Origin of the sequence: Nonomuraea sp. NPDC050540, assembly GCF_044457485.1 — a bacterium.
GTDB lineage: Bacteria > Actinomycetota > Actinomycetes > Streptosporangiales > Streptosporangiaceae > Nonomuraea.
Genome location: NZ_JBITHA010000002.1, coordinates 476,145 through 489,886, shown reverse-complemented (window position 1 = coordinate 489,886; position 13,742 = coordinate 476,145). Strand labels below are relative to the sequence as shown.

Sequence of the window (13,742 nt, the reverse complement as noted above, 5' to 3'; positions counted from 1 at the left end):
GATCGTCATTTGCCGATGCCCTGCGTCATGCCGCTGACGATGCGGCGGCCGAACCACAGGTAGGTCGCGATCATCGGGAGCACCACGATGACGACACCGGCGAAGAGCCCACCCCAGTTCGAGGTGTACTGCATGTTGGAGTAGAAGTTGAGGAGCGCGACGTTCAGCGTCTGCATGCGCTGGTCCGGGACCAGCATCAGTACGATCACCGTCTCGTTCCACAGGCTCAGCGCGTTGAGCACGGCCACGGTGGTGATGCCCGGCCGCGCCAGCGGGACCATGATCTTCCAGAAGGTGCGGAACGGCGTCGCGCCGTCGAGCGAGGCGGCCTCCTCCAGCTCGCCGGGCAACGAGCGGAAGTAGCCGATCAGCACGAAGACGCTGAACGGCAGGCTCAGCACGACGTAGAAGATCGCCACGGTGACGCGCGGATCCCAGGCGCCGGTGATCCAATCGACCATGAAGCGCGACAGGCCGATGCCGATGAGCACCATGGGCACCGCGAACGCCTGGAACGGGATGCTCATGCCGACCGCGAAGAACGTCGCCACCGGCCCGCTCGACCGGGCGCCGAGCCGCGCCACCGCGTAGGCGGCCGGGACGCTGAGCGCCATGATCAACGTGACCGAGACGGCCGTCAGCAGGACCGAGTTGACCGTGGCGGTTCCCAGGCCCGAGCCGGACCAGGCGGTCGCGAAGTTCTCCCACATCCAGGTGCCTGGCAGGCCCACCGGGTTGGCGAAGATCTCCCGCGAGGACTTGACCGAGTTCAGCATGACCCACAGGACCATGCCGACGTTGAACAGCACCCAGACCCACAGGCCCAGCTTGATCAGCGCGACCGCCGCGGTCCCGAAGGCGGCGCGCGGGAAGCCGGTCACGACCACTCCAGCCGGTCGCGCCGCTGGATGCGGCGCGACAACACGATGAGCAAGGCGGTGACGGCGGTCATGACCACGCCGATCGCGGCGGCCTCGCCGAGCTGGGCCAGGCCGCCCACCCGGCCGCCGGTGACGCGCAGCCATTGCTCGACGGCCAGGGTGCGGGCCTCGGGCGGCGGGGTGCCGGCCGTACCGACGAAGGCGATGACGATCTCGAACGTCTTGATGCCGGCGATCGCCCACAGCGCCGCCGCGATGGCCAGCATGTCGCGGGTGAGCGGCAGAGTGACGTGCCTGAACTGCTGGAGCGGGCCCGCCCCTTCGATGCGGGCCACCTCGTAGAGACTCGGCGGTATGCCGTCGACCGCGGACATCACCAGCACGACGTAGAACCCGGCCGCGCTCCACACCACCCCTGCCATGATCACCTGGAAGATGAGCTCGGGACCGAGCCACGGCTGGCGCAGCGCGGACAGGCCGAGCAGCCCGAGCAGGGTGTTGACCATGCCTTTCGGGTTGAACAGGAACGAGACCGCGAGGCCGACCGCGATCGGGGAGATCATGAAGGGCAGGAAGACCGCCGAGCGGATGAACGCCCCGGCGCGTGCCGTACGCAGAACGATCATCGCGGCGGCGGCGATGAGGAAGAGGGCCGCCCCCACGAGCAACGTCAGCAGGACGGTGTTCAGGAACGACGTCAGGAACATCCGGCTGGTGAGCAGTTCGGTGTAGTTGCCCAGCCCGGTCCACGAGAACGCGGTGCCGAGGCCCGACCATTCCGCGAAGCTGAGCACCACGCCGAAGAGCGAGGGCAGTACGAAGAAGAGCAGGTAGGTGAGGAGTGCCGGGAGCAACATCGGCAGGTAGAGCCGGCGGCGCTCGGCGTGCAGGGCGCCGGAGACGGACATTAGTCGCTCGCCAGCGCGGCGGTCCGGGACTTGCCCTCCGACAGGAACGTCGCGGCGTCGATCGAACCGCCGATGAGTTTGTCGTCGAGCGGCAGGAAGACGTCGTTGTACCACTTCGGCCGCACGGTGGCCACGCCGTCGAAGTCGAGGCTGATCTCGGTGGCCTCGCGGATGGCGCGCTGGATGGCGGTGAGCTCGTCGGGCGCGGGGGAGTCGGCGCGCGCGGGGATGTTGGCGGCGTCGGTGGCGATCCGGTCGATGTACTTGCGCTGCATCGCGAAGGCCAGGAAGTCGGCGACGGCCCGCTGGTTCTTGGAGCCGGGGTTGACGCCCCAGCCGAGGGCGCCGACGGTGACGATCGAGCCCTTGGCCGGATCCACCGGCGGCAGCGAGATGACCCGCGGCTGGACCGCCTTGACCCGGAGCGAGGCGGTCTCGCTGCCGAGCCAGGTGCCGTTGAGGTTGAAGGTGTGCTCGCCGGCCGCCCACGCGTTCTGCGCCTCCGGGAACTTGGTCGCCATGTGGTCGGGCTGGAACAGTCCCGCCTCGACCAGCGACTCCACCTCGGTCACCGCCTTCTTCACCTTGGGGTCGTCCCAGGCGGCCGGGTCCTCGGCGAGCCGGCGCAGGCTGCCGGGCCCGGCGGTGGTGAGCAGGATCTGATAGAGCCAGAAGGCGTTGTAGGAGTTGATCGTGCCGTCGAGCGCGATCGGCTGACGGCCGGCGGCCTTCTCCTTGCGCGCGGTGGCCATGAAGTCGGCGAACGTCTTGGGCGGTGCGGTGGCGAAGCCGGGGTGGCGGGCGGCGTCGTACCACAGGCCGATGGAGAAGACGCTGTGCGGCACGAACCCGTAGCCCTTGTCGTCGCTGATCGCCTTCAGCACGCTCTTGGGCAGGACCTCCTCGATGGTGGCGCTCTCCCCGGGGATCTTCGTCCTGAAGACCGCCGACAGGTCGCCGAGCGCGCCGGCGGCGCGGAAGCCGGCGGTGTGGTCGATGGCGGTGTCGAACAGATCGGGGCCCTGGCCGGTCGCGATGGCCGTCTCGACCTGGTCCTCCTGGCCGTTGCCGAGCCACTGCACGTCCACCCTGACGCCGCGCTCCTTGGCGTAGTCGGCGATGACCTGCTCGAAGAGGGTGGCCTGCGGGGTGCCCTTGGCCCACTTGCCCCAGTAGAGCAGGGAGGAGGTGGGGGCGGGGGTGTCCTGGAGCTTCGTGCCACATGCGGTGAGGGCGAGAAGCGCGCCGGCGGCGGTCGCGGCGACCGCGACGCGGATGCGTTTGCGCATTGCTGGGTCCCTTCGGGGAGGTGCTGGCTCGGCGAACCAGGTATGAGGTGAGATAATAAAGACAGTGTGTGTATTAATGGAAGGGGTCGCCGTGGCCTACGTCGTGCGGGAGGATTTAGAGGTATGAGTGTGCTGATCGGACGCGAGGAGAGCCCCCTGCGCCGTGCCGGCGGACTGGCCCGGCTGCGCCGGCTCAACTCGCTGGCCGTGATCGAGGCCATCCGGCAGGAGCCCCTCACCATCCCGACGATCGCCCAGGTCACCGGGCTGTCGAAGACCGCCGCCGACTCCGTGGTGGCCAACCTGGTCACGCTCGGCTGGGCCGGGCAGGTGGAACCGCTCGCGCCCACCGGCGCCGGCCGCCCGGCCACCCGCTACCGCTTCCGAGCCGAGGCGGCGGTCGTGGTCGGCATCGACATCGGCCGGCACACCACCAGGGCCGAACTCGCCGACCTCAACGGCGAGGTGCTGACCAGCGGATCGGTCGCGGCCTCCGCCGCTGACCCGCCCGGCGCGCTGATGGCCGACGCGCTCGGGGTGGTGGACCGCCTTCTCGCCGAGCAGGGGCGGGCCCGGCCCGATGTGTGGGCGATCGGCGTCGCCGTACCCGCTGTGGTGTACCGGGACATCATCACCAAGGGCGCCGAGGGCTGGGGCGGCTTCAGCGTGCGCGCGGCCCTGGAGCCACACTTCGAATGCCCGATCGCGGTGGACAACGACTCCAACCTGGCCGCGTTCGCCGAAGCCTGGAAGGGCAGTGCCACCGAGGCGAGCTCGATGATCTACGTGCACTCGGGCAATCGCACCGGGGCCGGGCTCGTCCTCAATGGGACCGTCTTCCGCGGCGCGAACGGCGCCGCGGGCGAGATAGGCGCGCTCCCGCAGCTCGGCTGGGAGCACGCCCAGGAGCACCTGCACGAAGTACGGCTCGCCGACGGACGCCGGATCAACCGCGAAGAGGTCTTCGCCGCCGCGGCCGAGGGCGACCAGGACGCCGTGCGGGCGGTCGACCGCTTCAGCGCCGTCATCGCGATCGGCATCGCCGCGCTCGTGCTGGCCGTCGACCCCGAGGTCGTGGTGGTCGGCGGCGGCAACGCACGGGCAGGCGACACCTTTCTGGAGCCGCTGCGACGCCACGTCGACGAGCTCTGCACGGTACGGCCGGCGCCGCCGATCGTCCCCTCGACTCTGAAGGAGAACGGATCGATCACCGGCGCCGCCGGGCTCGCCGCCAACACCGTGCTGGAACAGCTCTACGCCGTGGCCGCCGGAGGAGAGGCCCTGTCCAGCACCGACGTGCCGCCGTGGCGCTGGTAGTGTCCTTCACCGACCCTGTCCGGTAAGGAAGACACCATGAAGCGCATCGGGATCATCGGCGTGGGCGAGATCGGCCGGGCCATCGTGGTGGGCCTGTCCGAGTGGGCTCCCGACGTGTTCCTTTCTCCCCGGGGAGCACACACGGCCGCGGAGCTGTCGGCGGCCTACGACAACGTGCACGTGTGCGATGACAACCAGGCCGTGGTGGACCGCTCCGAGCTGGTCGTCATCGCCGTACGCCCCTACGACCGGCAGGAGGCGCTGGCCGGCCTGCGGGTGGACGCGGGCACGATCGTGGTCAGCCTGATGGCCGGCGTCGGCGTCGACGAGCTGCGCCGGATGCTCGGCACCGACGTCCCCGTGGTGCGGGCCATCCCGCTGCCGCCCGTACGCGACCGCGACTCCGTGACGGTGACGTGCCCGTCGCACCCGGAGGTGGACGCGCTGTTCGAGCGACTGGGCGGCGCGCTCCCGGTCGAGGACGAGGCGGCCTTCAACGTCTTCTCCGCCCTGACGGGGACGCTGACCACCCACTACTCCTACCTCGCCACGCTCACGTCGTGGGCCGTCGGCCACGGCGTGCCCGACGAGGTCGCTGACCGCTACGTCCGCAGTCTCTTCCAGGGCGTCGGACGCAGCCTGAGCGACGAGGCCCGCTCCCTGCGTCAGCTCGCGGCCGACCACGAGACCCCGAACGGGAGCAACGAACGCGTCCGCACCACCTGGTTCACCGAAGCCAACTCCGCGGCTCTCGGCGAGGTCCTCGACGATCTGCTCGCCCGTCTCCGGCAGCCCTAGTCGTGGGCGATGTGCAGGAGCTGGCGCCACAGCAGCACCACGAACACCGCGGAGCCGGCGAAGGCGAACCAGAACGGCGCCGCCACCCCGAAGCCGGTGGCCAGGATGCCGCCGATCAGGGAACCGACCACCAGGCCGCCGAAGACGCAGATGGTGTTGACGGCGCCCACCCGGCCCTGCAGCTCACGCGGGACCGCCCGCTGGCGGATGGTGACCGAGGTGGTGCCCCAGATGAAGGCGTGCGCGCCGAAGACCAGGAAGATGCCCCCGGCCACCCACGGCGAATGGGTCAGGGCCAGCCCCAGGTGCGTGAGGGTCTCGATGATGAGCCCGATCCGCATCAGCGCGCCGAGGCTGACCCTGCGGGTGATGGTGCCGTACAGCGCGGTGCCGATGAGCCCGCCGATCCCGCTGATGGTGCTCATCAGGCCGAAGCCGATGTCGCCGAGGCCGAGCTGGTCCTGGGCGTACAGGACGAGCACCGACCAGGCGGCGCCGAACGTGAAGTTGAAGATCAGGATGGTGAGCGCCAGCGTGCGTACCGCCGCGTGCTCGATGGTCCATCGGAACCCGGCGACGAGCTCCCGAATCGTGTCCGGCTTGGGGTCTCCGGCCTGCCGGCCGTGGGGCGGCAGGCTGATCCGGCTGACCAGCAGGACTCCCGCCAGCACCAGCAGCAGCTGGCTGGCGAACGGCCAGGTGTAGCCCACGGCGAACAGCGCCGCGCCGATCGGCGGCCCGGCGAGCTGGTTGAGCGTGATGAACCCGGTGCCCAGGCGGGCGTTGGCGACCACGAGATCGTCCCGGTCGACCATCGTCGGGGTCAGCGTGGCGGTCGCGTTGTCGGCGAACACCTCGGCGACGGCCCTGAGCGTCAGCATGATCAGCGCCGTCACCACCGTCACCGTGCCGGTGGCCAGGAGCGCGACGAGCACCGCGAGCACCACCGCGCGGGCCAGGTTGGCGACGATCACGATCCGGCGCCGGTCATACCGGTCCGACAGCACTCCGGCGTAGAGGCTGAAGAGCAGTTGCGGGGCCCAGCCCACCAGCGCCGACAGTGAGATCATCAGCGGATCGCGGGTCAACGTCGCGATCAGCAGCGGACCGGCGGCCGCGGCGAGGCCGTCGCCGAGATTCGTCAGCCAGCTCGACGCGAGCAACCATCGGAACCCTGTCCCCAGCCGGGCCGGCAGCACCCGTTCCACTACTCTGATCACGAGCGTAAGACCATACTTTTCATTGCCTACCTGCGGCAATGTGTTTTTTCTGGGTCAGTCGGCCGGTCCCCATTCGAGGACGACCTGGAACTGCGCCTCTGAGGAGGTCTTGGCGATGGCCACGTCGGCCTCGCCGGAGATCTTGATGCCGAAGGTGAGCTCCAGCCGGTCCGGCGGGTTCTCGATGTCGCGCAGCTTGCGCGCGATGCTCTCCACGGCCGGGGTCACGCTGGTGATCGCCGCCTGCAGGGTGCTGCCGGCCTGGCGGAGGGCACGACCGGCGCGACCCGCCCGCTGGATCTCCTCGGCTTCCCCGGGCTCGACCTCGACGACCAGTCTGCCGCCGCCGTCCAGCGGTATCTCCACGTAGGTCACGAAGGGAGCGTACGGCAAGCCGTTTGGGCTTAGCGTGGTTCGCATGCGGACGAGCGCCCCGAGCGTGGCCGGTGTGCTGGATCGGGATGGGCGGCCGGTGGGGGCGGCCTTCCCCGTGACCGGCGAGCATCTGATCACCGCGGCCCACGTGGTGAGTCTCGCCGCCGGTCTCGAGTTCGAGGTCGATCTCCCGCCGGAGGGCCGCGTCCCGGTGGCCTTCCTGCCCGGTGGCGCCCGGCTCGATGCCGAGATCATGCTCTGGGACGGGGAACGCGACGTCGCCGTCCTCCGCCTCGGCCGGAACGTGGACGTGGCGCCCGCGCCCCTCGTCGACCACGCCTCCTTCGACGAGCGGGTCGCCATGCTCGGCTTTCCCGACGGCAAGGAGCAGGGGGTGTGGAGCGTGGGCGTGCTCCGCGGCCCCCAGGCGCAAGGCTGGCTCCAGGTCGACGTCGAGGACGGCAGCCGGTTCCCCATAGAAGGCGGGTTCTCCGGCACTCCCGCCTGGCACCTCGATCGCGGCGACGTCGTCGGCATGGTGGTCGCGGCGTGGACGGGCGGCCGGCGCAGCGGCTACCTCATCCCCACCGCCAGGCTGCTGGAGGCCTGGCCGGGGTTACGCGACGCCGTACGTCCGCTCACGCCCTTCCGCGGACTGCTGCCGTTCGGGCCCGAGCACACCGCCAGCTTCTTCGGCCGCTCGGACGAGGTCGGCCGGATCTCCCGGCTCGTCGCGGAACGGCCGGTCGTGACGGTCACCGGGCCGTCCGGCGTGGGCAAGTCCTCGATCATCCAGGCGGGCGTGATCCCGCGCCTCCAAGGCCTGGCGGTCGCCCTCTTCCGGCCCGGACAGGGACGGAGCCCGCTGCACGCGCTCGCCCTCGCGCTGACCAGTGGAGACCCGGCCGACCGCCTCACCAGGGCCGACGAGCTCGCCGGGCACCTGGAGCAGGGCGCCATGCCGGAGCTGGTCAGCGCGGTTCTCGACCAGCTCGGCGCGTCCCGGCTCATCCTGGTCGTCGACCAGCTCGAAGAGGTGCTCTCCGCACCGCAGGAGCAGCGTACGGCCTTCGCCCGAGCCCTGCTCCACGCCGAGCGGCCGAACTCCGCGCTCGGGGTGCTGGCCGCGCTACGGACCGACTACCTGACGCCCATCCTGCGCGACGCGGAGCTCGCACCGCTCGCGGCTGGGGAGCGCACCATCAACGTGGGCGAGCTCTCCACCAGCGGCCTGCGTGACGCGGTGCTCGAACCGATCACGCGGATCCCGCTGGTGGACTATGAGCGGGGCCTCGCCGTCCGGCTCCTGGACGACCTCGGGGTGGGGCCGGGACGGCTCCCGCTGCTGCAGTTCACCCTGGCCCAGCTCTGGGAACGCCAGTCGGGCGGGAAGCTGACGCACCAGGCCTACGAAGAGATCGGCGGCGTTCGCGAAGGCCTGAACCGCTTCGCCGAGCAGGTCTGGGGGGAACTGACCGCGGGCGAACAGCGGGACGCCGAGCGCCTGCTCATCCAGCTGACCCGCCCGGACCCGGAGGGCCAGGAGATCACCCGGCGCAGCGCGCCGCGCGAGCAACTCGACGCGGCCCAGTGGGCGCTCGCGCAACGCCTGGCCGTCTCCCGCCTGGTCGTCGTGGAGGAGGGACGCCGCGCGGACCTCGTCCACGAGGCGCTGGTCACGCGCTGGACCCGGCTGCGGGAACTCGCCGGTCAAGCCCGCGAATTCCGGCTCTGGCAGGAATCACTGCGCCGGCGGGTCGCGCTCTGGCGGCAGCACGACCGCCTCCCCGCCAGGTTGCTCGCCGGCGCGGACCTCGGCGACGCGTTGCGCCGCCTCAAGGAGCGGCCCGACGATCTGAGCGAGGAGGAGCGGGAGTTCATCGGCCTCAGCGTACGGCGGCGCCGATCCGTCAGACGGCGGCGCGCGGCCGGCCTGGCCGTGGTGGTGGCGGCCGGGCTCGCCGTCTGGATCCCGCTCAGCGGCGCGGTCTCCGCCAACGCCGCGCAGACTCTGCTCGAAAGGGCCACGCAGCGAGCCGCCACGGACCCCTACGGCGCGGCCCAGCTGGCCATCCGCGCCCACAGGACACGCGACACCCCCGACACCCGCAAGAAGATCCACGAGCTGTACGGCGACGCCCTGCCGCTGGCCCGGATCATCCCCGACACCTCGGTCGGCCTCGTCTCCTTCAAGGGGGAGGCCCGCCCCGGCGGCAGCTTGTCCGGAAAAGTCAGTACAGACGGCCGGGCGCTGCTCACCCGCTCTCCGGACAGCAGAGTCGTCCTGTGGCAGCTCGGCAACGGCACCGCGTACCCGGTGACGCTCCCCGACGAGGGCGGTGACAGCGCGAACCACATCGCCCTCAGCGCCGACGGCCGCTACGCCGCCGCCACCTACACCGCCAGAATCACGGTCACGCCGTACGGCAGGGCGCCCGACGGGAGATGCGTGATCAAGGTGCCCGACTCGCCCACCGCGCATGAAGCCTTCACCGTGGTGCGCGTCTGCCTGGTGGTCACCGACCTCGCCCGCAGGGCCACCGCCTTCGCCCTCGTCCTGCCCGGCGACGTCGTGCCGGGACCGCTCTCCGTCGATCCGGGGGGAAAGAGCGTCGGGCTGGTCGCGGCCAGGGCGGGGAAGAGCAGCGTGATGCGCTGGGACCTCTCCGGCGGCAAGGCGCTGCCCGCGGTGCCGCTGGAGGTGGGCCCCAACGACTCGATCTCGTTCTTCCGGCTCATCTCCGGCGGGGCCGTACTCGGACAGCTGGTCTTTTCCGCCGACGCGAAGGCTGGGAAGCAGAACGCGACCGGCCACCGGCTGCTCCGCCTGGCCTCCGACGGCACCACCACCGTGCTGCACGAGAGCCTGGCGAGCTCCATCGTCACGATGAGCGCGGACGGACGCCGGGTGGCGGCGTTCGAGGAGCGTGAGAAGCAGCCGGCCTTCCTGATCTGGGACACCGGGACGGGCCGGCAGATCGCCCGGCTGGACGACATGAGCCTCTCGGAGTCGGTCGGCTCGCCCGCCTTCGACGCCACCGGATCCACCTTCCACAACACCTGGCTCGACTTCCCGGTCGCCCAGCCGAGCAGCCTGTCGCTGGAGGACATGCAGGCCTTCGCCGCCCAGTTGAGCGACGCGCAGCGGGTGACGCGCTGGTCGATTCCCGGCGGGCAGCGGGGCGGGCAGCTCCACCTGCCCATGGCGTGGCGGACCCTGCTCCCGGTCGGCGACGACGGTTTCGCCCTGGTCGCCGCGGACCAGATCGGGCTCCTGCTTCCCTCGGGCGGGCGGAGCGCCGCCGACCTGCTCGCCGCGATGGCGGCGCAGGCCGTCGAGGTCCCCTCGCCCGGCGTCGAGGCGGAGCTGGCTCACCTGTGCCGGGTGTACGGAGAGCTGGCCGCCGAGTCCGACGAGATCAAGAAGCTGGTGCCGGACGGCGCCCACACCGACCCGCTCTGCCCCTGAACATATGGTCGAGTGCGTGCCGGGCCCGGCATGGGTAAGGTCCTGATCCGCACGGCCATCTTGATCTCCTCACCCCGGGAGCACGATGACAGGTCCGCAGCGCAAGCCGTTCCCCGTGGAAGAGCTTTTGCGAGCCGTACGCCTGGAGGTCGCCGCTGAGCTGCGTGGAGACGGCGACGGGGAGAAGCTGTCCCTGTCGGCCGGCCGCAGGATCGGAAAGCACGGAGAGCGGCACGAGTACCTGTTCTCCTGCAAGGCGTGGAAGGACAGATTCGCCGGGGAGCGGCAGCTGATCCGCCTGTCCCGTTCTCGTGGTGCCTGGGAGCCCGCCGAGGTTCAGCGTATGCCGGATGGCAGGGTCAGGGTCCGTACCGTGGCCGACCTCGGTGAACAGCCGGGCAACGTGCAGGTACGCGAGGACGAGACGGCCGGATGGGAAGCCGTCGCCGAGAGGCTCGAGTCGGCCGCCGGGAGCGACTCCCCGGTCAACCTGACCACCACGGGCTGGCTGACCGGCCAGGGGCGCCCGCGGATCGACCGCTGCGCGACACCTGAGCGCTTCGTCCGCGGGTACCGGGAGCGCGCGCTCAACGACCAGCAGCGACGAGCGGTCGAGCAGGCGCTCGGCAGCGACCTGACCTTCATCTGGGGCCCGCCGGGCACCGGAAAGACCGACGTGGTCGGCTGTATCGCCGAAGGCTGCTACCGGCAGGGGCTGCGGGTGCTGTTCGTGGCGCCGACGAAGGTGGCCGTCGACCAGGCGCTGGAACGGATCTGCGCCCTGCTGTCGGGCGAGGAGGGTTTCGACGCGGGGCTCGTGCAACGTGCGGGGGAGATCGAGCTGGCGTCACTGGCGGACGCGTTCGGCGACAAGATCGACCCGATCCGGGTCACGCAACGGCTGTCCACCGCGCTCACCGCGCAGATCACCGGCATCCGTGAGCGCCTTGAGGCGGCGCGCCGGGATCTCGCCGTACACGTCGAGGCGGCGGAGGCGGAGACCCGGCTCGCGGACCTCCGCGCCCGGCGTGACGAGGCCGATCGCCACGCCGGCTCCCTGCAGCAGCAGATCCGGCTACGGCAGGCCGCGATCGGCGACATCGACCGCGAGATCCACAACCTCGGCACGCCCTCCGGTCTCTTCGCCAAGCGGAAGCAGGACAAGCTCGACCACCTGGGCCGGATGCTGTGGGAGGCCCGGCACGAGCTGACCGCCCTCGACCGGCAACTCCGCGCCGCTCATGACGCCCGGCAACACCACGCGGCCGAGGCGGCCAGGGCCGAGACCGAAACGCTCGCCCTGCGCGCACGCCTGCGCGCGATCCCGCCCCGTGGCCCGCTCCAGCACGCCGTCGACCAGGCGCAGCAGCAGCTGTCGCGGCTCCAGAAGGAGCTCCGGAAGATCGCTGACGTGGTCCGCGCGAACTGCCGGATCATGGGCACCACCGTGGCCAAGGCGGTGCAGTCGCGCAAACTCATGGACACGATCGACGTCGTCATCATCGACGAGGCCGGGATGGTCAACACCCCCTCGGCGTGGTGCGCGGCGGGGCTCGCCACCCGCCGGCTCATCCTCGCCGGCGACTTCCGGCAACTGCCCGCGGTCACCAAGGCCTCCTCGGACCGCGACGCCGCGCCCGGCGATCAGGAGCATGCCCGGCTGTGGATGGACCGCGATCCGTTCAGCCTGGCCGGGCTCGTCGACCTCTCCGGTACGGCCCAGCGCGCCGATCCCCGCATGGTCTGCCTGGACACGCAATACCGGATGCGCCGGCCGATCTGCGAGATCGTGAACACCGTGGCGTACCCGGACTCACCGCTCCGCACCGGCCGGGCAGATCGCGGCCGCCTTCCCGACTCCCCGCTCCTGGGCGGGCCGCTCATCCTCATCGACACCACCACCCGCCGCCTGCCCAACCCCGAGTACCGCGCCGGCGCGCACACCACCAACTCCGTGCACGAGGCGGTCATCCACGAACTCATCCGCGGCCTGCAGTACGACCGGATCCTGCCGGCCCGCAAATGGACGGACCTGTCCGCCGACGAGCGGCCCACGAGCCGGGTGGCCGTGATCGCCCCGTACAAGGCGCAGGTGAAAGCGCTCCAAGCCAGCCTGACCTACCGTTTCGGCCAGCAGTACGACGGGCTGGTCGACACCGTCCACCGTTTCCAGGGCAGCCAGCGCCCGCTTGTGATCATCGACACCGTCGCCGGCGGGGGAAGCAAGGCCGGCTACTTCTACGAGGGACTCGGCCTCTCCTCCTCCACCTGCCGCCTGCTCAACGTCGCCCTCAGCCGGGCGCAGGACCACCTCGTCGTGGTCGCCGACACAGGGTTCCTCCACGCCAAGCTCAACCCGGCCGGCGAAGCCGCCCGCATGCTCGATCACCTGGAACGGCACGCCCAACGGCTGCCGGTGGACGACCTCGTGCCGTTCCGCAGCGCGGCCGACCTGGCGGGGCTACCCGCTGAAGAGCTGGCCCGGCCCGCGTTCTTCCCCGCCGACGAGGTGCCACGCGCCGTCGCCTGGGACATCGCCCGTGCCGAACGATCCATCGAGATCTACTGCGCCTTCCTCGACCCGGCCCCGGTCCGGACCTGGCTGCGTCACCTCGTCCCCCGCGTACAGGCCGGTGTCGGCGTCACCGTCCACACCCGCGACCAGTCGCAGGATTCGCGCCGGGACGACCTCGTCGGCGAACTGCGCGCCGCCGGGTGCCAGGTGACGCTGCGCGAGCGTATGCACGAGAAGGTGCTCATCCTCGACGAGACCGTGCTGTGGCACGGCTCCCTCAATCTCCTGGCCAACATCGGCCCCACGGAGCTGATGATGCGGATCACCGACCCGACCTGCTGCCAGCGAGTCCGGAACATCGTCGAACGCGCCCGCATGGAGCGCCCGGCCCGCCCCTGGCCACCACCAACCCCGAAGCCCCCCGACGACGACCGAATCGCCCCGGGCATCGTGTCCGACGGACGCCTCTATCTCGACGTTTCCCGCCAGGAGAAGGACGAACTCAAACAGCTGGCCCGAGACGCCGGGGCACGCGCCAAATGGGACCCGGCCCGCAAGCTGTGGCACGTCGACGCCACCATCCCCCGTGACCTGGTGCGACGATGGCTCCCACCGGCATGAACAAAGAAACCCCAGCTCAGGGTACTGAGCTGGGGTTGCTCAATATGTTGCCTTTGTATCGCTGCATCAATCAATGTCGCTTTCAGAATGCCGCGAATGGTTTCGGCGTGCCGACGGCCGAAGAGTAACCACACTAATGGCATGATTGCGCGGCTCTGGTGGCCTCAACCTCGCCTGCAGGTATCGACAGATATCCTGCCGCGATCGACCCGGACGCGGTTTGACGGCAGCAAGGTACGTAGTTCTCTTCCTTACTTGTGTTCCAACTCTGGGTGCTGTGCTGTGCTGGCTTCGGCGAAGTCGATTTGGCTGCATGTTCTCACAGGCGTCTTGGGCATCTTTATCATCT

Annotated in this window: 9 protein-coding genes; 4 read left to right on the top strand and 5 right to left on the bottom strand. The window is 70.5% G+C overall.

The window, feature by feature from the left end:
* Nucleotides 1–5 precede the first annotated feature (5 nt).
* Genes ACIBI5_RS08665 through ACIBI5_RS08655 form a run of 3 tightly spaced genes read right to left on the bottom strand, consistent with a single transcriptional unit; the run spans nucleotide 6 to nucleotide 3,078 of the window.
* Nucleotides 6–881 carry a carbohydrate ABC transporter permease gene (locus ACIBI5_RS08665; protein WP_397244647.1) on the bottom strand — a complete coding sequence of 292 codons (876 nt, stop codon included), beginning with the start codon at nucleotides 879–881 and terminating at the stop codon, nucleotides 6–8.
* Nucleotides 878–1,789, bottom strand: a complete 912-nt coding sequence (locus ACIBI5_RS08660; protein ID WP_397244645.1) for a carbohydrate ABC transporter permease — start codon at nucleotides 1,787–1,789, stop codon at nucleotides 878–880. The genes ACIBI5_RS08665 and ACIBI5_RS08660 overlap by 4 nt, the downstream gene beginning before the upstream one ends.
* The gene (locus ACIBI5_RS08655) at nucleotides 1,789–3,078 is read right to left on the bottom strand and encodes an ABC transporter substrate-binding protein (protein WP_397244643.1); all 1,290 of its coding nucleotides are present in this window, start codon (nucleotides 3,076–3,078) and stop codon (nucleotides 1,789–1,791) included. The genes ACIBI5_RS08660 and ACIBI5_RS08655 overlap by 1 nt, the downstream gene beginning before the upstream one ends.
* Nucleotides 3,079–3,201: 123 nt before the next feature.
* Between ACIBI5_RS08655 and ACIBI5_RS08650 the strand changes: the two genes are divergently transcribed.
* A complete protein-coding gene (locus ACIBI5_RS08650; RefSeq protein ID WP_397244641.1) occupies nucleotides 3,202–4,395 on the top strand; it encodes an ROK family protein in 1,194 nt (397 codons plus the stop codon).
* Nucleotides 4,396–4,431: 36 nt separating this feature from the next.
* Entirely contained in the window at nucleotides 4,432–5,193 is a 762-nt protein-coding gene (locus tag ACIBI5_RS08645; RefSeq protein WP_397244639.1) for an NAD(P)-binding domain-containing protein, read from the top strand.
* Here the strand turns inward: ACIBI5_RS08645 and ACIBI5_RS08640 are convergent.
* Together ACIBI5_RS08640 and ACIBI5_RS08635 are read right to left on the bottom strand one after the other, a co-directional pair.
* Nucleotides 5,190–6,413 carry an MFS transporter gene (locus ACIBI5_RS08640; protein ID WP_397244637.1) on the bottom strand — a complete coding sequence of 408 codons (1,224 nt, stop codon included), beginning with the start codon at nucleotides 6,411–6,413 and terminating at the stop codon, nucleotides 5,190–5,192. The two genes, ACIBI5_RS08645 and ACIBI5_RS08640, sit on opposite strands and share 4 nt — an antisense overlap.
* A gap of 54 nt (nucleotides 6,414–6,467) precedes the next feature.
* Nucleotides 6,468–6,788, bottom strand: a complete 321-nt coding sequence (locus tag ACIBI5_RS08635; RefSeq protein WP_397244635.1) for a CU044_2847 family protein — start codon at nucleotides 6,786–6,788, stop codon at nucleotides 6,468–6,470.
* A gap of 43 nt (nucleotides 6,789–6,831) precedes the next feature.
* Here ACIBI5_RS08635 and ACIBI5_RS08630 point away from each other — a divergent pair, with 43 nt between their 5' ends.
* Together ACIBI5_RS08630 and ACIBI5_RS08625 are read left to right on the top strand one after the other, a co-directional pair.
* Entirely contained in the window at nucleotides 6,832–10,257 is a 3,426-nt protein-coding gene (locus tag ACIBI5_RS08630) for a trypsin-like peptidase domain-containing protein (RefSeq protein ID WP_397244633.1), read from the top strand.
* Between the two features lie 85 nt (nucleotides 10,258–10,342).
* Complete coding sequence (locus tag ACIBI5_RS08625) at nucleotides 10,343–13,393, top strand: AAA domain-containing protein (RefSeq protein ID WP_397244631.1); 3,051 nt, start codon at nucleotides 10,343–10,345, stop codon at nucleotides 13,391–13,393.
* Nucleotides 13,394–13,742: the final 349 nt, after the last annotated feature.